Origin of the sequence: Pseudomonas sp. NPDC012596, from assembly GCF_042902325.1 — a bacterium.
In the GTDB taxonomy this organism is placed as follows: Bacteria; Pseudomonadota; Gammaproteobacteria; order Pseudomonadales; family Pseudomonadaceae; genus Aquipseudomonas.
Genome location: NZ_JBIBEB010000005.1, coordinates 148875 through 169036, shown reverse-complemented (window position 1 = coordinate 169036; position 20162 = coordinate 148875). Strand labels below are relative to the sequence as shown.

Here is a 20162-nt window from a genome sequence, read left to right as displayed (position 1 = left end):
TTGGGGAGATGTATCGACTGGGCGGGCCCTATCGCCGGCAAGCCGGCTCCCACAGGTACAGTGCATGCCTTCAGGCCGGTGGTGTACCTGGGGGAGCCGGCTTGCCGGCGATAGGGCCGGTACAGGCGGCCCGAGTGTCAGACCAGGTGCAGATGGTTGTCCCAGAACCCGGAAGGCAGCTCCATCGGCTGGCCGATCAGTTCTTGCTTGCGGCAATCATAGAAGCGGCAGCGCCCCTGCCCGGACGTCACCACAAAGCCGTCCTTCACTGCGCCAACCCCCGCACAATCCGGCATCGGCGCATCGAGCTTCACCGCGCCACTGTCCAGGTCCCAGACAAACAGGCGATTGGCCCGCGGTGCAGTCAGTGCAACCAGGCGCAGGTCGCTGTGGATGGCAACGCTGGCAGTGTATTGCGCCATCGACTGCAATTGCCGCTCCGGTACCGGGAAGGCCTTGAAGGGCTCGCCCGGGCGCTTGATCGCCAGCAGCTCGGCTGTTTCATCGGCATCGCCCATGAACTGCTGGCAGGCGGCGATGGTGCCGTCGCTACCCACGGCCAAGTGGCGCACGCTGTTCATCTGCTGGGCCAAGGTTTCCTTGCTCAGCAGCGCACCGTCGCGCTGCATCAGCACCAAGCTTGGCTGCATGGCGTTGAGGTTCATTTCGACCCGGCTCTCGGCCTCGGTGCGGATGCCGCCGTTGGCCACGATCAGGGTTTCGCCATCCGGCAGCCAGGCCACTTCATGCGGGCCGATGCCGTGGGTCGGAATCTCGCCGGTGTGCACCAGGCGCTCGCCTTCGAAGCGGTACACACCGAGCACGCCGCGGCCTGGGTCGGTGGTGTCGTTCTCGGTGGCATACAGCCACTCACCGCCTTTGTGGATTACCGCGTGGCCGTAAAAGTGCCTGTTTGGCTGCGAGCTGACAGTCTGCAGCAGGCGCCCGTCGCGCAGGTCGACCAGGTAACTTTCGGTACCGGGGCGGCGCGCGACGAACAGGGCGATCGGCAGTTCGGGGTGGTTGATGATGGCATGGCAACGCTGGGCCACCTGGGTGCTGAACACCTGGGTGCCGTCCAGGCGGAACCCGACCGCATAGTGCTTGCCGTCGCCATCGTCACGCGCCGACAGCAGCAAGGGTTCGCTGCCTTTGTTGCGGAACAGGCTCCAGCCACCCAGGGTCAGGGCGCTGAGCAATACGCTACCGAGTTTGATGGCCTGGCGTCGCAGCATGATCAGTCACCGTCGTTGGCATTGAAGCCCAGCTGGATGTTCAACGCCTTGGCCAGTTCGCCTTCGTGCAGGCGGTGGACGACGTTGAGGCTGTCGTAGATCTGGTTGAGGGTTTGCTGGCCGGCGTCATCGGCCAACAGCTCGCCCAGCGTCTTCTGGTTGTCGGCCAGCAGTTTCAGCGAGGTAGCGTAGGCGTCGTCGATCTTCTGCGCCAGGGCTTTCTGGTCGCTGCCCAGCAGGCCGCGCAGGCCCTGGTTGTCGACCCCTACCCAGACCGCCTGGGCCGCCTTCAGGGTGGCTTCCAGGCTCTTGATCGACGAATGGCTGCGCCAGGCTTCGGCCTGCAGCGGCTGCGGGATGCCCTTGCTCTGGCGGCCCATCGGCGCGCCAAGCTTCTTCTTCAGGGTATCCAGGGCAGTCACCTGGGAGCGCAGCAGGTCGGCGATTGCCTCGTGCGAGTCGGCGTAGCGCTGGTTGGGGAACTTGGTCATCTGCGAGAGCATGCCGTCGGTGCTGTTCCAGCCCTTGAGAATCTCTTCGGCCAGGGCCTTCTGGTGTTCACCGATAGCGACCAGCAGTGGGCAGTAGCGGGCTTTCTGCTCGGCAGTGGCGATGTCCGGCTTGCTGTCGAACAGGATGTACTCGTATGCCGAAAGGCCGCGCACCACGACGCTGGCTTTGCCCAGCGCGGCGGCGTCGACCGGCTTGTCACCGTTCACCAGCTGCTCGACCTGGCGGCCGACCAGGTTTTTCTTGTCGGGCCAGAACTGTACCTGCCAGGCCCGGTTGCCTTCGGCCAGCGGGCCGACCAGCAGCGGCTGCAGCTCAGCCCAGGCTTTTTGCGCGTTGAGGAAGTCGGCGCGGGCGGTGTCCAGGCTTTCCTTGCCTTCGCAGTAGGCCAAGGCACTGACGGCCAGCTGACGGTCGGCTTCGACCCAGCGGCTGTAGGTCGGCAGGATCACCTGCTTGGCGATGGCGGCGGAGGTCACCGCCTGCGGGTCCTGCGGCGAGCAGGCACCGAGGGCGAGTGCGGCGAGGCTGGTGAACAACAGTTTGGGTCGGAACATGCCCGGCTCCTTGCGCGTTTAAAGTGAGTTCAGAAACGCCAGCAGCGCGGCGCGCTGCTCGGCATTGAAGGTCAATACATGGTCGCGCGCCGCCTGTGCTTCGCCGCCGTGCCAGAGCACGGCTTCGAGCAGGTTGCGGGCGCGGCCATCATGCAAATACTGGGTGTGGCCACTGACCGTTTCGGTCAGGCCGATGCCCCACAGCGGTGGGGTGCGCCAATCCTGGCCGTTGGCGGCGAATTCGGTGCGTTCGTCGGCCAGGCCCGGGCCCATGTCGTGCAGCAGCAGGTCGCTGTAGGGGCGGATCACCTGGCCGGCCAGCTCGGGCTCGGTGGTGTCGGCGGCGGTGGTGAACTGTGGCGTGTGGCAGCCCTGGCAGCCGGCCTTGAAGAACAGGTTCTTGCCGGCCAGCACCTGCGGTGCGCCGACATCGCGCCGGGCGGGTACGCCGAGGTTGCGGGTGTAGAAGGTCACCAGGCGCAAAATGTTGTCGCTGACTTCCTTTTCGCCGTTGGCGCCGTCGCCATTGGGTGCGGCCAGGCAGTCGCGCTGCGCCGGGGTGCAATCGTCCTTGGGCTGCAGGGTGCTGGTCAGGCCCATGTCACCGTTGAAGGCATGCACATTCTGCTGGTTGACGTTGGGCTGCCCGGCCTTCCAGCCGAAGCGGCCGACCACGGTGGTGCCCTGGGCGTCGTCCCAGACCCGGTTGGCCCGCCCGCGAATGCCGTCGCGGTTGCGGTCGTCCGGGTCTTCGTTGGCGAGGATGTCGGCTTCGGGGATGGCTTCGAGCAGGCCCAGGCCGATCATCGGCGGGGCCACGCGCGCGGAGAAGCGCGTGTCGGGGTGCATCGGGCCGTAGCCGAGCTGGGTGATCTGCAGGCTCGGGCGGCGCAGTTCGACCTGGTGGCCATCCTTGAAGGCAACGGTTTGGCTGGTGTAGCTCACCCGTACCTTGCCTTCGGGCGCCACGCCGGGCACGGCCATGTCCTGCAACTGGGTGCCGTAGACCGGCTCTGGGACCACGCCCAGTCGCTCGATCTCTTTGGCCAGGTAAGGCTGGTCGGGGATCGACAGGCGTACCAGCATCGACACGGCGTTGCTGGCGCCTGGCTCTGGCGGATGGCCACGGCCATCGCGCACGTGGCAGTTCTGGCAGGCGTTGGTGTTGAACAGCGGGCCGAGCCCATCACGCGCGGTGGTGGTGGATGGCGCGATTACCCAAGGGTTGCGAAAGAAGCTGTTGCCGACGGCAAAGTCCAGGCGCCGCTCGGGCGACAGGTTGGCCGACGGCAGAGAAAAGGCGTTGCGGTCGCTGCGCTGGACGGTCGCCTGGCCACCGGACAACGCTTCGCCTGGCTCGGCCTGGGTGAAACGCGGGGCGTCGTCACAGGCGGCAAGGGCGAGGGCCAGCAGCAGAGGGGAGAGTCGGGACAGCGACAAGGACATGCAAAATCCTGGGCGTGGGCGAAAAACCGGCGTGCAAGCTTAGCAAAGTGGGGGAGTTTGAATAAGAGCAATTTGCAATTACTGGATGAAATCGGTGTCATTACCGGCCCCATCGCCGGCACGCCGGCTCCCACAGTTACTCCCCGGTTCTCACGGCCGGAGGCGCCCGGGCAGAAAAAAGGCGACCCTAAGGTCGCCTCTTTCAGCGCACCATGCTGCCAATCAGAACTCGTGATCGGCTGTGTCCGGGCTCAGGTTGGCAATGCCCAGCTTGCCCGCAGCCTGCTCGATCGCACCGGTCTGCTTGACCAGGGAGGCAATGGCATCACGCACGATCTGGTTGCCGGCCGCATTGTCGGCAGCGATCAGTTGGTCGTAGTGCTCGCCTTTGAGCGCGTGGTCTACGATCACCTGGATCTTCGCCTCGGTGGCTTCCAGGTCGGCCTTGAGGGTCGCATCGGCGGCCGGGTCGGCCTTGGCCACCAGGGACGACAGGCTTGGGCCGGTCAGTTTGCTGCCGTCGGCGCGGGTGTACTCGCCCAAATAGACGTTGCGGATGCCCTTGGCGTCGTAGAAGTGCGAGTAGTGGGTGTTGTCGCTGAAGCAGTCCTGCTCATCTTCCGGCGAGTTGGCTTCCAGCGAGACCTTCATGCGCTCGCCGGCCAGTTCGCCCAGCGACAGGCTGCCCATGCCGAACAGCATCTTGCGCAGGCCATCGTTGACCGGCTCGGCTTCCAGCGTGGCGCGGTAGTTGTCGGCGACATTCGGCGCCCAGTTACCGACCATCTCTTCGAGGTCCTTGACCAGCAGCTCGGTGACCGACTTCAGGTAGGCGCGGCGGCGGTCGTTGTGGCCGCCGGTGGCACCTTTGCCTTCGAGGTAGTCGGAGGCTGGGCGGTTGCCCGCGCCTGGGCCGGTGCCGTTGAGGTCCTGGCCCCAGAGCAGGAACTCGATGGCGTGGTAGCCCGTGGCGACGTTGGCTTCGGAACCGCCCAGCTCGTTCAGGCTGGCCAGTTTCTCAGGGGTGATGTCCTTGACGTCGATTTTTTCTTCGCCCACCTGAATCTCGGTGTTGGCGATGATGTTGGCGCCGGCGGCCGGGTTGCCCAAGGCGTGCTCGTAGCTCTTGTCGACATAGTCGATCAGGCCTTCGTCCAGGGGCCAGGCGTTCACCTGGCCTTCCCAGTCGTCGATGATGGTGTTGCCGAAGCGGAAGGCTTCGCTCTGCAGGTAAGGTACGCGTGCGGCGGCCCAGGCGGCCTTGGCGGCTTTCAGGGTGTCGTCATTGGGGGTTGCCAGGAACGCGTCGATGGCGGTCTGCAGGGTCTTGGCGGTGCTCAGCGAGTCGCTGTACACGGCGTAGACCATTTCGGCGTAATGCTTGACCACGGCCTTGCCGGCCGCTTCGTCGACAGCCCCAGGCGCCGCAGCGGTGGTGCTGGCGGCAGCAGGTGCCTGAGCTTGCGGAGCGGCAGCCTTGTCGTCCTTGCCTTCACCGCAACCGGCGAGAGCGATGGCGATGGCCAGCAGACTGGCGGAGGCCAGAGGCATTCGAATCATTATTGGTTTCCCTGCGTCGTGTGGTTGGACAGTGCGCCGTGGCACGTAAAACCGCCACATCATGCGAAAGATTTGCATTTGCTGTAAAGGGGCGAGGGTGCAATTCATGTAAATGCAGGTCACGGCTTGTAACCCGCAACGGCAGGGGTCAGAAGGCGGAAACCTGGTTGCGCTGCGCCTGGCGCAGGTAACTGGTCAGCTCGCGCGCCGACAGCGGCTTGCTGTAGTGGTAACCCTGACCTTCGTGGCAGCCCTGGGCGATGATGTAGGTTTCCTGTTCGGCGGTTTCCACGCCTTCGGCGATCACCTGCATGCCCAGGCTTTTGCCCAGCTGGATGATGGCCCGCACGATGGTGGCATCGTCGTCGTCGTCGAGCAGGTCTTGGACGAAGCTCTTGTCAATCTTGATCTTGTCCAGCGGCAGCGACTTCAGGTAACTCAGCGACGAGTAGCCGGTACCGAAGTCGTCGATGGCGATCATCGCCCCCGAGCGGCGCAGGCTCAGCAGGTGTTGCGCGGCGGTGCTGATGTCCTCCATCAGGCCGGTCTCGGTCACTTCCAGCTCCAGGCTGCGCGGGGGCAGGCGGTACGCCTGCAGCAGGTTGTTTACCACCCGCGGCAGTTCGTTGTGGTGCAACTGCACGGTGGACAGGTTGACCGCCATGCGCAGTTCGCTGAAGCCCAGGTCGTGCCATTCGCGCAGTTGCCGGCAGGCCTGGTCGAGCACCCATTCGCCGATGGTAATGATGTAGCCGTTCTGTTCGGCCAGCGGGATGAACTGGTCCGGCGGCACCATGCCTAGCTCCGGGTGCTGCCAGCGCAGCAACGCCTCGACCCCCACCACGCGGTGGTCGCGGTAGCTGATCTGCGGCTGGTAGACGAGGTACAGCTGGTTGCGCGGCAGGGCTTCGCGCAGGTCCTTTTCCAACTCGCGGCGGCGGCGCATCTCGCTATCGACGCTGGCGATGTAGAACTGGTAACGGTTGCGCGAGCGGGCCTTGGCCAGGGTCATGGTCTGCTCGGCCTTTTGCAGCAGCTTCTCGGTGCTGTCGCCGTCTTCGGGGAACAGGGTGATGCCGATGGTGGCGCGCAGGCGGATCTGCTGGTGGCCGAGGCCGAATGGCGCTTCCAGGTCGTCGAGGATGCTCTGGGCCAGCTCCGCGGCTTCGTAGGGCTGTTCGATGTTGGCCTGGACCAGGGCGAACTGATCGCCGCCCAATCGCGCCAACGCGCCCAACCGGCCACTGTGGGCGCGCAGGCGGTCGGCCAGGGCCAGCAGCAACTGGTCGCCGACCTGGTAGCTGAACTGCTCGTTGATGCCTTTGAAATCGTCCAGCCCCACGCACAACACCGCGACGCGGTGCTGCAGCCGGCCGCCATCGACCAGGATCTTGTCCAACTGCGCCTGCAACTGCTGGCGGTTCGGCAGGCCGGTGAGAAAGTCATATTGGGCCATGCGCTGCAGGCTGTTCTCGGCTTCGTGGCGCAGGTGAGTATTGCGCTCGATCGAGGCCAGCAGCTGGTTGGCGGTGTTCACCCAGATGCCTAGCTCGTTCTTCTCATGGCCCTTGAGCAGCGGGATCTGGTGCTGGCTGGGGCGGTCGGGGTTGATCTGGGTGAGGTGCTCGATGATCTTCGACAGCGGCTTGGTCAGCAGCCAGTGGTAGACCAGGTACAGCACCAGGCCCATGGCCAGGGCGCGCAGCACGCCGGAAATGAAAATGATGATGGCGTTTACCAAAAAGCCTTCACCGTAGGCCGCCGTATCGAGGGTAATGCTCAGGTCACCGTAATACTCACTGTACGGGCCGCGGCCGACCAGCTGGGTGGTGTAGGTGCGTTCCTGGCCGAGGATCAGGTCGGTCAGCCAGCGCATGGGCGAGTCCTGCAGCGGGCGGGACTTTTCTGCCAGCATGGTTTCGTTGGGGTGGCCGATCGAGGCCTGGCGTACCGATTCATCCTGGAACAGGCCTTCCATCACCTGCATGCCCATTTCCCGGTCGAGGCTGTAGACCGCCTGGGTTGAAGGGTCGCGGAACATGTCGAGGATGCGCTGGGCATCATTGTTGACGGCCTGGCGGGTCTTGTAGGTGTCGTAGACGATCTGCGCGCAGCTGAGGACAACGCCGACCGCCAGCGCCGACAGGAGCACGACCCTGAGCAACTTGACCGATAAGCTGTTCCGCAATTCCAGCTTCAATGGGGTTTCCTTAATCCATGCGCATGGCATCATTTTGCCATTAACGTTGGCAATACACTATCGGCCGGTAGGGCTGTCCTGAGCAGTGTATCGGTTGCCTGACCCTGCAACTTGAGCGCGCTTAGCGAACTTCCAGACGTTTGATGTTAGCGCGCTATACGGGGTGAGCAAGAGGTGCGCGGAAAACTGTCGATTGGCGCCTTAAGGCATAAAAAAACCCGGCACATGGCCGGGTTTTGTTCAGGGCGTGAGTCATCAGGCCTTGAAGGTCTTGCCTTCGAACTGTTCGGCAACGAAGGCCCAGTTGACCAGGTTCCAGAATGCCTCGACGTACTTCGGACGCAGGTTGCGGTAGTCGATGTAGTAGGCGTGTTCCCAGACGTCGCAGGTCAGCAGCGGGGTGTCGCCGCTGGTCAGCGGGCAGCCGGCGCCAATGGTGCTGGCCAGGGCCAGGGAGCCGTCGGCTTTCTTCACCAGCCAGCCCCAGCCGGAACCGAAAGTGCCAACCGAAGTCTTGGTGAACTCTTCCTTGAACTTGTCGAAGGAACCGAACGCGGCGTTGATGGCTTCAGCCAGGGCACCGGTAGGCTGGCCACCGCCGTTTGGCGACAGGCAGTTCCAGTAGAAGGTGTGGTTCCAGACTTGAGCGGCGTTGTTGAAGATGCCGCCCGAAGAGCTCTTGACGATCTCTTCCAGGGTCTTGCCTTCGAATTCGGTGCCTGGGACCAGGTTGTTCAGGTTCACGACATAGGTGTTGTGGTGCTTGTCGTGGTGATACTCCAGGGTTTCCTTGGAGATGTGCGGCTGCAGGGCATCGTGGGCGTACGGCAGCGGCGGCAATTCAAAAGCCATGGTGGATCTCCTGATTCAGGTCTAGTTCGCGGTTTGCGCAGGGCCGATCACGGGCGGCCCTATGTGCGTCGGCGAGTTTGTACTCTTTGCGACGCAAGGGCTGGATCATAGCACCAGCCCCGGCGCATAACCACGCAACAAACATAGGGAATAGAGGTTCCAGAGGGGTTTGCCGGCGCCGACGGGTGGGCGTCAATTGAAGATCAGCTGCGCCGCCACAGCGAACATCATCACCGCCACCATCAGGTCGAGCATCCTCCAGGTCGCCGGGCGGGCCAGCCAGGGCGCCAGCCACGCGGCACCGATCGCCAAGGTCGAAAACCACACCAGCGATGCACTGGCGGCCCCGGCCACATACGCCCCGGGCACGGTCTGCTGGGCACCGAGCGAACCGATCAGCAGCACGGTGTCGAGGTAGACATGCGGGTTGAGCAGGGTGACCGCCAGGGCGCTGAGCAGCACCGCACGGCGCGAGCGCATGCCTTGGCCTTGCTGGTGCTGCAGGCTCTGTTTGGAACAGGCGCTGCGCAGTGCCTTGGCACCGTACCAGAGCAGAAACACCGCGCCACCCCAGCGGGCGACCGCCAGCAAGGTCGGGTTATGCGCCAGCACGGTTGCCAGGCCGAACACGCCGGCAGCTACCAGCAGGGCGTCACAGACGATGCACAGCGCCGCCACCGGCAGGTGATGCTCACGGCGCAGGCTCTGTGCCAAAACAAAGGCGTTCTGTGCGCCGATGGCCATGATCAGGCCGAAGGCCACCAGCATGCCGTTCAGATAGCTTTGCCACATGGCAGGCTCCAGGGAAGGTTCAGAAGAAGATGCTGGCTATTGTGATTCTCTGCGCTGTATAAGAAAAACAAATAAAGCTGATCCCTCATTAGGAAAATCGATGTTCGACTACAAGCTGCTGGCCGCCCTTGCGGCAGTCATCGAGCAAGGTGGTTTCGAGCGGGCCGCCCAGGTACTTGGGCTTTCGCAATCGGCAATCTCGCAACGTATCAAGTTGCTCGAAGCGCGGGTTGGCCAGCCGGTACTGGTGCGCGCCACGCCACCGAGCCCCACCGAGGTCGGCCGGCAGTTGCTCAACCATGTGCAGCAGGTGCGGTTGCTTGAGCGCGACCTGCAGCGCCAGGTGCCGGCCCTGGACGAAGAGGGCCTGCCGGAGCGCCTGCGCATCGCCCTCAACGCCGACAGCCTGGCCACTTGGTGGGCGGGCGCGGTGGGCACGTTCTGCGCCGAGCAGCAGGTGCTCACCGACCTAGTGGTGGAAGACCAGGAGGTCGGCCTCAAACGCATGCGCGCTGGCGAGGTGGCGGCCTGCCTGTGCGGCAGCGAACGGCCGGTGGCCGGGGCCCGCAGCCTGCCGCTTGGCGCCATGCGCTATCGGGCGCTGGCCAGCCCGGCGTTCATGGCGCGGTATTTCCCACAGGGGTTCGATGCCAAGCGCCTGGCCCGAACACCGGCCATCGTGTATGGCCCGGATGATTTCCTGCAGCACCGTTACCTGGCGTCGCTGGGCATCGATGGCGGTTTCCTGCACCACCTGTGCCCGTCATCCGAAGGCTTTTTGCGCATGACTGAAGCAGGCCTGGGCTGGGGCTTGGTGCCGGAGCTACAGGCCCGTGAACAGTTGGCGGATGGCAAACTGGTGGAAATATGTGCCGATACCCCTATCGATGTGCCGCTGTACTGGCATCATTGGCGTAATGGCGGGCATCTGCTCGCGCAACTGACCGAACACTTGCGGCACACGGCACGGCATTGGCTGGTGCCGTTGTAAAGGTGGCCGGCGTCTGTTGCATCTGAAATCTGAGGCGGGGTGTTACATGCAAATTCTGGTCACTGGCGCGAGCGGCTTCATTGGCGGGCGCTTTGCGCGCTTTGCCCTGGAGCAGGGCCTGGACGTGCGGGTCAGCGGCCGGCGCGCCGAGGGGGTCGAGCACCTGGTCAAGCGCGGCGCGCAGTTCATCCCTGGCGACCTGGGTGACGCCGAACTGGCCCGGCGCCTGTGCCAGGGCGTCGATGCCGTGGTGCACTGCGCGGGTGCAGTGGGCAACTGGGGGCGCTATCAGGATTTCCACCAGGGCAATGTGGTGGTTACCGAGAACGTGGTCGAAGGGTGCCTGAAGGAGCACGTGCGGCGCCTGGTGCACCTGTCGTCGCCGTCGATCTACTTCAATGGCCGCTCACGCCTGGATATCCGCGAGGACCAGGTGCCACGGCGTTTTCACGATCACTATGGGCAGACCAAGTACCTCGCCGAACAAAAGGTATTCGGTGCCCAGGAGTTCGGCCTGGAAGTGCTGGCGCTGCGCCCGCGCTTCGTTACTGGTGCCGGCGATGCCAGTATCTTCCCGCGGCTGATGCAGATGCAGCGCAAGGGCCGTGTGGCGATCATCGGCAACGGCCTGAACAAGGTCGATTTCACCAGCGTGCACAACCTCAACGAGGCGCTGCTCAGCGCGCTGTTCGCTGAGGACCGTGCCTTGGGCCAGGCCTACAACATCAGCAACGGCCAGCCGTTGCCGTTATGGGACGTGGTCAACTACGTGATGCGCCAGATGCACCTGCCCCAGGTGACCCGCTACCGCTCCTACGGCCTGGCCTACAGCATGGCGGCGCTGAACGAGGCGGCCTGCATGTTCTGGCCCGGGCGACCGCAGCCGACCCTGTCGCGCCTGGGGATGCAGGTGATGAGCCGCGATTTCACCCTGGACATCAGCCGTGCCCGGCAGTACCTGGACTACCAGCCCAAGGTCAGCGTGTGGACAGCCCTGGATGAATTTTGCGGTTGGTGGAAGCACCAGCCACTTGGCCAGTGAACCTGGGGCAGGGATGATGGTCATCAGTGCGCCGCGCGAGCGGTTTATACTCATGCCTTTTTGCTACTACCGCGGTTGAACCTACCCATGCGCAACGATGCCCACGACGATTTCGATGATGTGCCAGCCTTGCGGGCCGGTACCCCTGATGATGACGAACTGTTGCCGGCGCACGTGTCGCGCAGCCGGCAGAAGGCCGTCAGGCCCGCCAGCACCGGCCCTTTGTGGGCGCTGTTGGGCGCCTCGTTCATTGCCTTGGCCGGGCTTGGCTGGTGGAGCTTCCAGCAGATTTCGCTGATGGAGCAGCAACTGGTTGCCACCCAGGAAAGTTTTGCACGCATCAGCGAAGAAGCGGCGGGGCGCCTGCAGGCCATCAGCGGCAAGGTCGATGCCAGTGAGTCCTCGACCAGCACCGGCAGTGAAGCCTTGAAGCTGCAGATCCGCCAACTGCAGGCCAGCCTGGCCGAGCAGGGCAAGCAACAGCAGGGCGTGGCCGGGCAGACGGGGGATCTGGGCAAGCGCCTGGAACAGGTGTTGGCCGATACGCGCGAACAGCAAAAAGTCGTGACTGAATTGCAGACTCAGTTGCAGGCGCAGTTGAAGGCGGTGAACGGCGAACTGGCGGCGTTGAAGTCAGGCCAGGTGGATGGCGGCAAGCTTGACGGGCAACTCAAGAACTTGAGTGACGAGGTGGCGGCGCTGAAGAAGCAAGGCAACCAGAAAGCGGCCATCGAGAGCCTGGAACAGGACATGCTGGTGTTGAAGAGCCAGGCGGACAACCGCCCAGCTGCGGCGGCAGGTGGTGCTTCGGTGCAGGAATTCGATGCGTTCCGTGGGCAGACCACGCGTAACTTCAATACGCTGCAGAGCCAGATCCAGAACCTGCAGCAGCAGATCAACGCCCGGCCTTGAGGCCGCAGGGGAGGGCTTTGCCCTCCTTTCGCGACACCAGGCCGCGCCTACAGGTGACCGCGAGCGTCTGCAGGAGTGGCCGGGTGTTCGATCACAGCCGTGGGTAGTCGATGTACCCCACCGGCCCCTTGGCGTAGAAAGTTTCTGGATGGGCCTGGTTCAAGGGCGCATCCGCCGCCAGCCGGGCCGGCAGGTCCGGGTTGGCAATGAACGGCACGCCAAATGCCACCGCATCCGCCCTGCCACTGGCCAATGCAGCGTTGGCGCTGGCTTTGTCGAACCGTTCGTTGACAATGTACGGGCCACCAAACGCTGCCTTGATCAGCGGGCCGATGCTGTCGTCGGCCTCCTTCTCCCGCGAGCAGATGAAGGCGATACCGCGCTTGCCCAGTTCCTGCGCCACATAGGTGAAGGTTTCGGCACGGTTGGCGTCGCCCATGTCATGGGAGTCGGCACGCGGCGCCAGGTGCACGCCCACACGGCCTGCGCCCCAAACCTCGATGGCCGCGTCGGTCACTTCCAGCAGCAGGCGTGCACGGTTCTCCAGCGAGCCACCATAGCGGTCTGTACGCTGGTTGGTGCTGCTCTGCAGGAACTGGTCGAGCAGGTAGCCGTTGGCACCATGGATCTCCACGCCGTCGAAGCCGGCGGCCTTGGCATTCTCGGCGCCACTGCGGTAAGCCTCGACAATGTCAGCGATTTCTTCGCTTTCCAGGGCGCGCGGGGTCGGGTACTCGGTGATCGGGCGCACCAGGCTGACATGGCCCTTGGGCTGGATGGCGCTGGGCGCCACAGGCAACTCGCCATTCAGGTAGCTGGGGTGCGAGATGCGGCCGACGTGCCACAGCTGCAGGAAGATCCGCCCGCCAGCGCCATGCACGGCCTTGGTGACATTGTTCCAGCCGCGGACTTGCTGGTCGTTCCAGATGCCAGGCGTGTCCGGGTAGCCGACACCCATGGCGGTAACCGAAGTCGCTTCGCTGAGAATCAGCCCGGCGCTGGCGCGCTGCACGTAATACTCGGCCATCAGCGCGTTGGGCACCCGGCCTTCATCGGCGCGGCAGCGGGTAAGCGGGGCCATGATGATGCGGTTGGGCAGTTGCACGTCACCCAGTGTGATCGGATCGAAAAGCGTGGTCATAACGGTTACCTGCCTTGTCAAAGTGCTTGGCGCAGTTGTTCGAGGAACGCTTGAATGGTGGCTTCGTTGCGTTTGAAGAAGTGCCACTGGCCGACCTTCTGGCTGTTGATCAACCCGGCGCGCTGCAAGGTGGCCAGGTGGGCAGAGACGGTCGACTGCGACAGGCCGCAGCGCTGGTCGATCTGCCCGGCACACACACCGTTTTCGGTGCTGTGATGCTGGGCGGGGAAGTGCGCTGCAGGGTCTTTCAGCCAGTTGAGGATTTCTCGTCGGACCGGGTGGGCCAGGGCTTTTATTATTTCGTCGAGATCAAGAGGCATGGTGTGGGCTCACGGTGTAGCGGTATATCGCGATAGGACGAAATATAGATCGGTCCTTCACGATATAGAAATATGAAGTGGTTCTGAGCTGATCACGAATCGCTATATCGCGTTATAACGATATACGCAGGCGCAGTGCTAGACTGCGCTCATGAACTACCTCGCACACCTGCACCTTGGCGGCCCCGCGCCGCAACAACTGCTCGGCAGCCTGTATGGCGATTTCGTCAAAGGCTCGCTGGAAGGGCGTTTTCCGCCCGCGCTGGAGGCGGCGATCCGCCTGCACCGGCATATCGACAGCTACACCGATCGTCACCCGCTGGTGCTGGCGGCACTGGCGCGTTTTCCGCGAGAGCGGCGGCGCTTTGCCGGGATCGTGCTGGATGTGTTCTTCGATCATTGCCTGGCGCGGCATTGGGGCGACTATGCCGAACAGCCGCTGGAGCAATTCACCGGGTCGTTTTACCGCGTGTTGCTGGCAGAGCCTGAATTGCCAGGCAGGTTGGCGCGGATTGCGCCGTTCATGGCGGCAGATGACTGGCTGGGGGCGTATGGCGACTTCGCTACGCTTGAGCAGGTGTTCAATGGCATTGGCCGGCGCTTGTCGCGGCCAGAGGGCATGGTGGGGGTGATGGGCGAGCTGGAGCGGTTGTATGAGCCGTTGCTGGCGGATTTTCGTGAGTTTTATCCGCAACTGCAGGTGTTTGCCACTGAGCAGAGGTCGGCGGGTTAGGCTCCTAACGTGTAGGAGCGGGCTTGCCCGCGAAGCGCCCGCCCAGACACTGGAAATCTCAAGCCGCCCGCGCCTGCCGACGCCGCCCGCCCTCAACCTCTTCAACCCCGAACAACGCCATCTGAATGGCCTGCTGTGCCTGAAGCGCCAACATCGCGCGCTCCTTGCCGGCGCTGCTGATGGGCTGCAACAGGTGAATGCACACCTCGCCCCGCGGCTCGGCAAACAGCCGCATCAGGTGTGACACCAGGTCATCGTCACCAATGAACGGCGCAATCGGGTCAGCCTCGCCATTGCGCAGGTATTGGATGGCCACCGGCTGCACCGCTGCGCCCTGATCGATGGCACCAGCCAGCAAGCGCCCATGAAAGGTGCGCACCTGGCGCCCGTCGGTGGTGGTGCCTTCGGGGAAGATCAACAGCGGCCGGGCATGACCCAGTTGTTCGCTTATCTGTTCGCGCAAGCGCTGGCTGTCGCCGCCGCCGCGGCGGATGAACAGCGTGCCCGCCTTCTCCGCCAGCCAGCCGGCCACCGGCCAGTGGCGCACCTCAGCCTTGGACAGGAACGACAGCGGCCGCAGCATGCCGAGTAGCGGGATATCGGTCCAGGACACGTGGTTGCTGACCCACAGCATGGGCCGCTTGGGCAGCTCACCAATCACCTGCACCTCGAAGGGCAGGGCGGCGACCAGGCGTTTCATGAACAGGCAGGCCCAGCGTTGACGGCGTTCGAGGGGGGCCTTGACGCCCAGGCGCTCGCCGACGGCAATCACGCTGGCCATGAGCATGCCTAACAGCAGCACCAGCAACAGCCTGGCAAGGCGGGCGACCACCCGCAGCCTGGGCATCAGACCGCCGCCTTGAAGTGGCGGGCGTAGCGCGGGCAGAGGTCGTCGCGCTTGAGCAGGATGAACACGTCGGCAACCTGGAAGTCCTTGTCCCAACACGGCTCGCCACAAATCTTCGCACCCAGGCGCATGTACGCTTTGAGCAACGGCGGCATCTCGGCGATGACGTTGTTGGGCAGGGCCAGGGTTGGCAGCGGGTTTTTCGGTTCGGCGCGCAGGTGCTCGGTGCACAGGTAGCGCTCGCGCAGGCGTTGCATGATGGCGTGGGCCTGGACGCCGCCATCCTGCATGGGGATGCTCGCGCAGCCCATCAGGTAGCTGTAGCGGCCCTCGTTGAGTACTTCGGCCAGTTCGCCCCAGAGCACAGCGATGGTGCCACCGTTACGGTAAGCGGGGGCCACGCAGGTGCGGCCCAGTTCGAGTATCGGGCCTTGCAGTTGCAGCAGGCCGTGCAGGCTGAACTCTTCTTCGCTGTAGAAACGCCCCAGGCTGCTGGCAGCCTGGTGGTCGAGCAGGCGGGTGGTGGCGACCAGTTCGCCGGTGCTCAGGTCGCGTACGCCGATGTGCTGGCAGTGGACGTCGTAGTCATCCATGTCCAGGCCCTGTTCGGCGCCTTTGAGCTTGGCCTTGAATTCTGCGCTGAACACGTTGAAGCGCAGGGCCTGTGCTTCCTTCAGGGCGGCAGCCCCGACCAGGCGTTCGGCTTGCAGACGGCGTTCAGTGCTGTTGTCGCCAGAGCGAGCGATCCGAGTCATTGCGAGTCTCCATAAGCCAGCCATGAAGGGTTGCGGCCGGTCGGCTTTGTTGTGCAAAGTCAGCCTAGGTAGGCGCGGTGTCACCCCTGTGAATCTTTGGTGATGCTTGCGTGACACCCCCGACAAGCGCCTATCAAAGGAGCGCCCCATGGCTTGGCTACAACGACTTAACGACCCCCTCCGCCAGCCCCTGGCCGGCACCCTGGGCGAGACCTATGCCGCGCAGCTCGAGCGCCTCGGCGCCGTCGCGCCCTTCGAGCTGGCGGTGTTGGGCGGGCGGGCCATGGCCACGCCGGGCCTCGCCTTTCTGATCGGCTACCAGGCGGCCCTGCGCGCGCTCTGGCCCAGCGCGCCGGCCAGCCTCGGCGCGCTGTGCGCCACCGAGCGGCGCAGCGTGCGCCCTGCGGACATGCAGACACGCCTGGAGGGTTTGCGCCTCACCGGCAGCAAGGATTTCGTCACCGCCGGGCTCGACGCCGAATGGCTGCTGGTGGCGGCGCGCAGCGAAGGGCAGGGTGAAGCGGCACGGCTCAACTTGGCGGTGGTGTATCCAGGGGAGGTGGGGGTGACCCTCGAGGCATTGCCGACTCTGCCACTGATGCCTGAGGTGGGCCACGGGCGGCTGCTGCTACAGCACGCTGCCTGCGAACTGTTGGCGGGGGACGGCTGGGACGCCTACGTCAGGCCGTTTCGCTCGCTCGAAGACTTGTATGTGCTCGCAGCCATGACCGCCTGGCTGTATGGCGTGGGACAGGAGTGTGACTGGCCGCAGCCGCTGCGATTGCGTCTGATCGCTTTGCTGGCGGCGTGTGCCGAGGCTAGCCGCCAGTGTGCCGACAGCGTCGGTTGCCATTTGCTGCTGGGCGGGTTGTTTGCGCAGTTTCAGGAGCTGAAAGGGGCCATCGACAAGGCGCTGATGGCGGGGCCGGAGCAGTGGGCGCGGCTTTGGCAGCGGGATCAGGGGGTCATGGCGCTGGCTACCGCTGCCCGGGAAAAACGCCTGGCAAAAGCCTGGAGCGCCGCCGGATTGTCATGAGCGTTTGCCAGGATCGAGAGCACCATTGAAACCTGGGGGCGCTCACCATGAAGGCATGCTTGCTGGCCCTGGCGTTGGCCGTCAGCTCGGCCAGGGCAGAGAGCTGGCCGATACCGGACTGGCAAGTCGACCCCGTCAGCGGCGATTGGCAGGCCGTCGACAGCTATGCCTTCCCCGAACGCAGCACCAGCCAGCGCAACGGTATCCGCAGTGACGCCCTGCTGGTCATCCGTGATGGCCGCATCCTGCATGAGCGCTACGCCGCCCCCACCACGGCAAGCACTGCCCACCTCACCTGGTCGGTGAGCAAGAGTGTGCTGGCCACGGTACTGGGTGTGGCTCAGGGCGAGGGACGCTTCCAGCTGCACGACCCCGTAGCACGCTTTTACCCACCGATGCAGGCACACCCCGATGTGCGCCTGGTTGATCTGCTGCACTGGGCCAGTGGCCTGGCGTGGCAGGAGGACTACGAATATGCGCCGGTGAAATCCTCGGTGGTCGCCATGCTCTACACCCGAGGGCGCAACGACATGGCAGGCTATACCGCGGCGCAGCGTGCTGCGCAAAAGCCTGGCCAGCAATTTCTCTATTCCAGTGGCGACAGCAATGTCCTGGCCGCCGCGTTGCGCGGCATGCTCGCACCCGATGCCTATGCCGATTATCCCTGGCAGGCCCTGTTCACGCCGCTGGGTATCGACAGCGCCGTCTGGGAGCGTGACGCCAGCGGCACCTTTGTCGGTTCCTCCTACCTTTACCTCAAGGCGCGCGACCTGGCGCGTATCGGCCTGTTGATGCAGCGTGAAGGGCGCTGGCGTGAACGGCAGGTGTTGCCGGCGAGCTGGGTCAGCTTCAACCGTACGCCGTTCAGCCAGGCGCGGCCCACGCCAGGCGAAGCCAACCCAGGCGGCCACTGGTGGCTGAACCTGCCACTGGCGGGCAGCGGGCTGCCTTGGCCCGATGCGCCGGCGGACACCTATGCCGCCCTCGGCCACTGGGGCCAGGCGCTGTACATACTGCCCAGACACAGGCTGGTCATCGTCCGCTACGGCGATGATCGCGACGGTAGCTACAGCCATAACGAATTGCTCAAGCGCGTGCTGGCGGCGTTGCCCAAGGAGGGCGCATGAAGCGCCTTGCATTGCTGGTGGCTGTTGCCTTGCTGGGGTGGGCCTGGCTCGAGCGCCAGGCGTTGGCGGACTTCCCGGGCATCCTTTCGGCCTATTCGGCCAAGGAGTATTGCTCGTGCCGGTTTGTCATGGGCTTCGACCAGGCGTATTGCCGGGGTTACGTGAAACAGTGGCTGCCCTTGAGCTCACTGGAGGAGGACCGCCAGCAGCGCCTGGTCAGGGCCACCGGCCTGGGCCAGCACAATGCGGCGACGTGGCAGTCTGCCCAGGCCGGCTGCCGCTTGCTGCCATGAAGGCGGGCGGGTAAGGTTGGCGGTCTGGTTTCACGAGATCTGTCATGTTCAAGCTGCCGCGTCTTTTGCCCGCCCTACTGCTGGCTTTATGCCTGCCCGCCCACGCCAATTGGCACCTCGATGGCGAGTCTTCACGCCTGTCATTCATCACCGGCAAGAACGGCGATACGGCCGAGGTCCATCGTTTTCTGGTGCTGCATGGCAGCGTCGACCGCAAAGGCATGGCTGGGCTGCGTATCGAGATGGACTCGGTGAGCAGCGGTATACCACTGCGTGACGAGCGCATGCGTGACGACCTGTTCGAAGTCGGCCGCTTTGCCGAGGCGACGGTCAAGGCCCAGCTCGACCTGCGGCCGATCAACGACCTCGCCGACGGCGCACAAATTGAATTGCGCCTGCCGCTGACCGTCACCCTGCATGGCCAGTCGCACAGCTACAACGCCTTGTTGCTGGCCACCCGCCTGGATGCACGGCGCTTCCAGGTGGTGACGCTCGAACCGTTGATATTGCGCGCCCAGGATTTTGGCCTGCTGCCCGGCCTGGAAACCTTGCGCACGTTCGCCAAGCTCAAGTCCATCAACCCGACGGTACCGGTCAATGCGGTGCTGATCTTCAACGCGCGCTGACATGCCGGGGCCGGTCTTCCCCTGGCGGGATGGCAATCAATTCGAGCTGCTGGTCGACGGGCCTGAATTCTTTCCGCGTATGCTGCAGGTCATCGAGCACGCGCAGACGCAAGTTGACCTGGAACTGTACCTGGTCGAGGCCGGTGCCTGCGCCGAGGCGGTGGTCGAGGCGCTGGTGCAGACAGCCAGGCGCGGTGTGCGCGTGCGTTGCCTGTTCGATGATTATGGTTCGCTGGCTTTCAATTCGGCCTTGCGCCAACGCCTGCTGGACGCCGGCGTGCACCTGCGATGGTACAACCGCCTGCGCTGGCGCCGCGGCCTGCGCAACCTGTACCGCGACCATCGCAAGCTGCTGCTGGTGGACGAGCGTTGGGCGGTGGTCGGCGGTACCGGTGTCACCGACGAGTTCTGGACGCCGGGTGAGGCGACCAGCGAGTGGCACGAGGTGATGGTGCAGATGCAGGGCCCGGTGGTGGGCGACTGGCAACTGCTGTTTGATCGCCAGTGGCAGGCCAACAACCGCCGCACCGCCTGGCGACCGCCTGAAGGGTTCGGCCTGCCACGGCTGCCCAAGGTCCCGGCGCAAGGGCAGGGCATGGGCCGTGTAGCCTATGCCGACGCCCGCCAGCACCGGGACATCCTGCATTCGCTGGTACGTGCGCTCAACAGCGGCAAGCAACGCGTGTGGTTGGCCACGCCGTACTTTCTGCCGACCTGGAGCGTGCGCCGTTCATTGCGCCGGGCTGCGGGCAAAGGCGTCGACGTGCGCCTGCTGCTCACCGGCCCGCGCACCGATCACCCCTCGGTGCGTTACGCGGGCCACCGTTACTACCCCCGGTTGCTGCGCGCGGGTGTGCGGATCTATGAATACCAGCCATGCTTCCTGCACCTGAAGATGGCGCTGGTGGACGACTGGGTCAGCGTCGGTTCGTGTAATTTCGACCACTGGAACCTGCGCTTCAACCTGGAGGCCAACGTCGAGGCGCTGGACCCGTCGCTGACGGCAGCCGTCAGGGCCAGCTTCGAACGGGATTTCGCCTTGAGCGAAGAAGTCGACCTTGACCACTGGAACGCCCGGCCGTTGTGGCGCCGGGTCAAGCAGCGGGTATGGGGCTGGCTGGACCGCCTGGTGGTCAACCTGCTCGACCGTCGCGACTGAAGCAGACTATCGTGCAATGGCTGTTCCC

General features: G+C 64.4%; 20 protein-coding genes. 9 read left to right on the top strand and 11 right to left on the bottom strand.

Translation table 11 applies throughout. From position 1 onward, the window contains the following. Window positions 1-137: 137 nt before the first annotated feature. The 7 genes from ACFY68_RS08635 to ACFY68_RS08605 all read right to left on the bottom strand — a co-directional run bounded on the left by ACFY68_RS08635 (window position 138) and on the right by ACFY68_RS08605 (window position 9152). Window positions 138-1235 carry a DUF1513 domain-containing protein gene (locus tag ACFY68_RS08635; protein ID WP_387525636.1) on the bottom strand — a complete coding sequence of 366 codons (1098 nt, stop codon included), beginning with the start codon at window positions 1233-1235 and terminating at the stop codon, window positions 138-140. A gap of 2 nt (window positions 1236-1237) precedes the next feature. Beyond that, complete coding sequence (locus ACFY68_RS08630; RefSeq protein ID WP_346615726.1) at window positions 1238-2302, bottom strand: imelysin family protein; 1065 nt, start codon at window positions 2300-2302, stop codon at window positions 1238-1240. Window positions 2303-2320: 18 nt separating this feature from the next. Then, window positions 2321-3748, bottom strand: a complete 1428-nt coding sequence (locus ACFY68_RS08625; protein ID WP_387525633.1) for a di-heme oxidoredictase family protein — start codon at window positions 3746-3748, stop codon at window positions 2321-2323. Between the two features lie 222 nt (window positions 3749-3970). Continuing rightward, on the bottom strand, window positions 3971-5308 hold the full coding sequence (locus ACFY68_RS08620) for an imelysin family protein (RefSeq protein WP_387525630.1): 1338 nt from the start codon (window positions 5306-5308) through the stop codon (window positions 3971-3973). 148 nt (window positions 5309-5456) lie between these two features. Continuing rightward, the gene (locus tag ACFY68_RS08615; RefSeq protein ID WP_346614565.1) at window positions 5457-7508 is read right to left on the bottom strand and encodes an EAL domain-containing protein; all 2052 of its coding nucleotides are present in this window, start codon (window positions 7506-7508) and stop codon (window positions 5457-5459) included. A gap of 255 nt (window positions 7509-7763) precedes the next feature. Beyond that, window positions 7764-8360: a superoxide dismutase gene (locus tag ACFY68_RS08610; RefSeq protein WP_012312902.1), complete on the bottom strand. Its 597-nt coding sequence runs from the start codon at window positions 8358-8360 to the stop codon at window positions 7764-7766. Window positions 8361-8552: 192 nt separating this feature from the next. Continuing rightward, entirely contained in the window at window positions 8553-9152 is a 600-nt protein-coding gene (locus ACFY68_RS08605) for a LysE/ArgO family amino acid transporter (RefSeq protein ID WP_387525626.1), read from the bottom strand. 100 nt (window positions 9153-9252) lie between these two features. On the opposite strand from ACFY68_RS08605, the gene ACFY68_RS08600 reads away from it, so the two are divergent. The 3 genes from ACFY68_RS08600 to ACFY68_RS08590 all read left to right on the top strand — a co-directional run bounded on the left by ACFY68_RS08600 (window position 9253) and on the right by ACFY68_RS08590 (window position 12097). Then, complete coding sequence (locus ACFY68_RS08600; protein WP_387525624.1) at window positions 9253-10143, top strand: LysR family transcriptional regulator ArgP; 891 nt, start codon at window positions 9253-9255, stop codon at window positions 10141-10143. 46 nt (window positions 10144-10189) lie between these two features. After that, window positions 10190-11185 (top strand): NAD-dependent epimerase/dehydratase family protein, encoded by a 996-nt coding sequence (locus tag ACFY68_RS08595; protein WP_387525621.1) that lies wholly within the window; start codon window positions 10190-10192, stop codon window positions 11183-11185. An 87-nt stretch (window positions 11186-11272) separates the two neighbouring features. Further along, complete coding sequence (locus ACFY68_RS08590; RefSeq protein WP_387525618.1) at window positions 11273-12097, top strand: ATPase; 825 nt, start codon at window positions 11273-11275, stop codon at window positions 12095-12097. A gap of 91 nt (window positions 12098-12188) precedes the next feature. On the opposite strand, the gene ACFY68_RS08585 is transcribed toward ACFY68_RS08590, so the two are convergent. Next, window positions 12189-13238 (bottom strand): alkene reductase, encoded by a 1050-nt coding sequence (locus ACFY68_RS08585; RefSeq protein ID WP_387525615.1) that lies wholly within the window; start codon window positions 13236-13238, stop codon window positions 12189-12191. Window positions 13239-13255: 17 nt separating this feature from the next. Then, window positions 13256-13558, bottom strand: a complete 303-nt coding sequence (locus ACFY68_RS08580) for a helix-turn-helix transcriptional regulator (RefSeq protein WP_346614558.1) — start codon at window positions 13556-13558, stop codon at window positions 13256-13258. A gap of 151 nt (window positions 13559-13709) precedes the next feature. Here ACFY68_RS08580 and ACFY68_RS08575 point away from each other — a divergent pair, with 151 nt between their 5' ends. Beyond that, window positions 13710-14291 (top strand): ACP phosphodiesterase, encoded by a 582-nt coding sequence (locus ACFY68_RS08575; RefSeq protein WP_387525612.1) that lies wholly within the window; start codon window positions 13710-13712, stop codon window positions 14289-14291. Between the two features lie 58 nt (window positions 14292-14349). Here ACFY68_RS08575 and ACFY68_RS08570 read toward each other — a convergent pair whose 3' ends face one another. Both ACFY68_RS08570 and olsB read right to left on the bottom strand, forming a co-directional pair. Beyond that, complete coding sequence (locus ACFY68_RS08570; protein ID WP_387525609.1) at window positions 14350-15138, bottom strand: lysophospholipid acyltransferase family protein; 789 nt, start codon at window positions 15136-15138, stop codon at window positions 14350-14352. Next, entirely contained in the window at window positions 15138-15893 is a 756-nt protein-coding gene (gene olsB, locus ACFY68_RS08565) for an L-ornithine N(alpha)-acyltransferase (RefSeq protein ID WP_387525606.1), read from the bottom strand. Before olsB ends, ACFY68_RS08570 begins: the two co-directional genes overlap by 1 nt. Before the next feature lie 148 nt (window positions 15894-16041). On the opposite strand from olsB, the gene ACFY68_RS08560 reads away from it, so the two are divergent. The 5 genes from ACFY68_RS08560 to ACFY68_RS08540 are packed head-to-tail and all read left to right on the top strand — an operon-like array spanning window position 16042 to window position 20134. After that, a complete protein-coding gene (locus tag ACFY68_RS08560; RefSeq protein ID WP_387525603.1) occupies window positions 16042-16929 on the top strand; it encodes an acyl-CoA dehydrogenase in 888 nt (295 codons plus the stop codon). 47 nt (window positions 16930-16976) lie between these two features. Beyond that, window positions 16977-18056: a serine hydrolase domain-containing protein gene (locus tag ACFY68_RS08555; protein ID WP_387525600.1), complete on the top strand. Its 1080-nt coding sequence runs from the start codon at window positions 16977-16979 to the stop codon at window positions 18054-18056. Next, window positions 18053-18349: an amidase gene (locus ACFY68_RS08550; RefSeq protein ID WP_387525597.1), complete on the top strand. Its 297-nt coding sequence runs from the start codon at window positions 18053-18055 to the stop codon at window positions 18347-18349. Before ACFY68_RS08555 ends, ACFY68_RS08550 begins: the two co-directional genes overlap by 4 nt. Window positions 18350-18393: 44 nt before the next feature. Further along, window positions 18394-18975 carry a YceI family protein gene (locus ACFY68_RS08545; RefSeq protein ID WP_346614551.1) on the top strand — a complete coding sequence of 194 codons (582 nt, stop codon included), beginning with the start codon at window positions 18394-18396 and terminating at the stop codon, window positions 18973-18975. 1 nt (window position 18976) lies between these two features. After that, window positions 18977-20134, top strand: coding sequence for a phosphatidylserine/phosphatidylglycerophosphate/cardiolipin synthase family protein (locus ACFY68_RS08540; RefSeq protein ID WP_387525594.1), 1158 nt, complete (start codon window positions 18977-18979; stop codon window positions 20132-20134). Window positions 20135-20162 lie beyond the last annotated feature (28 nt).

Excerpts from the sequence above, each read along its gene's own strand:
- ACFY68_RS08635 (WP_387525636.1), bottom strand. The coding sequence starts at position 1,235 with ATGCTGCGACGCCAGGCCATCAAACTCGGTAGCGTATTGCTCAGCGCC.
- ACFY68_RS08630 (WP_346615726.1), bottom strand. The coding sequence starts at position 2,302 with ATGTTCCGACCCAAACTGTTGTTCACCAGCCTCGCCGCACTCGCCCTC.
- ACFY68_RS08625 (WP_387525633.1), bottom strand. The coding sequence starts at position 3,748 with ATGTCCTTGTCGCTGTCCCGACTCTCCCCTCTGCTGCTGGCCCTCGCC.
- ACFY68_RS08620 (WP_387525630.1), bottom strand. The coding sequence starts at position 5,308 with ATGATTCGAATGCCTCTGGCCTCCGCCAGTCTGCTGGCCATCGCCATC.
- ACFY68_RS08610 (WP_012312902.1), bottom strand. The coding sequence starts at position 8,360 with ATGGCTTTTGAATTGCCGCCGCTGCCGTACGCCCACGATGCCCTGCAG.
- ACFY68_RS08605 (WP_387525626.1), bottom strand. The coding sequence starts at position 9,152 with ATGTGGCAAAGCTATCTGAACGGCATGCTGGTGGCCTTCGGCCTGATC.
- ACFY68_RS08600 (WP_387525624.1), top strand. The coding sequence starts at position 9,253 with ATGTTCGACTACAAGCTGCTGGCCGCCCTTGCGGCAGTCATCGAGCAA.
- ACFY68_RS08595 (WP_387525621.1), top strand. The coding sequence starts at position 10,190 with ATGCAAATTCTGGTCACTGGCGCGAGCGGCTTCATTGGCGGGCGCTTT.
- ACFY68_RS08590 (WP_387525618.1), top strand. The coding sequence starts at position 11,273 with ATGCGCAACGATGCCCACGACGATTTCGATGATGTGCCAGCCTTGCGG.
- ACFY68_RS08585 (WP_387525615.1), bottom strand. The coding sequence starts at position 13,238 with ATGACCACGCTTTTCGATCCGATCACACTGGGTGACGTGCAACTGCCC.
- ACFY68_RS08580 (WP_346614558.1), bottom strand. The coding sequence starts at position 13,558 with ATGCCTCTTGATCTCGACGAAATAATAAAAGCCCTGGCCCACCCGGTC.
- ACFY68_RS08575 (WP_387525612.1), top strand. The coding sequence starts at position 13,710 with ATGAACTACCTCGCACACCTGCACCTTGGCGGCCCCGCGCCGCAACAA.
- ACFY68_RS08570 (WP_387525609.1), bottom strand. The coding sequence starts at position 15,138 with ATGCCCAGGCTGCGGGTGGTCGCCCGCCTTGCCAGGCTGTTGCTGGTG.
- olsB (WP_387525606.1), bottom strand. The coding sequence starts at position 15,893 with ATGACTCGGATCGCTCGCTCTGGCGACAACAGCACTGAACGCCGTCTG.
- ACFY68_RS08560 (WP_387525603.1), top strand. The coding sequence starts at position 16,042 with ATGGCTTGGCTACAACGACTTAACGACCCCCTCCGCCAGCCCCTGGCC.
- ACFY68_RS08555 (WP_387525600.1), top strand. The coding sequence starts at position 16,977 with ATGAAGGCATGCTTGCTGGCCCTGGCGTTGGCCGTCAGCTCGGCCAGG.
- ACFY68_RS08550 (WP_387525597.1), top strand. The coding sequence starts at position 18,053 with ATGAAGCGCCTTGCATTGCTGGTGGCTGTTGCCTTGCTGGGGTGGGCC.
- ACFY68_RS08545 (WP_346614551.1), top strand. The coding sequence starts at position 18,394 with ATGTTCAAGCTGCCGCGTCTTTTGCCCGCCCTACTGCTGGCTTTATGC.
- ACFY68_RS08540 (WP_387525594.1), top strand. The coding sequence starts at position 18,977 with ATGCCGGGGCCGGTCTTCCCCTGGCGGGATGGCAATCAATTCGAGCTG.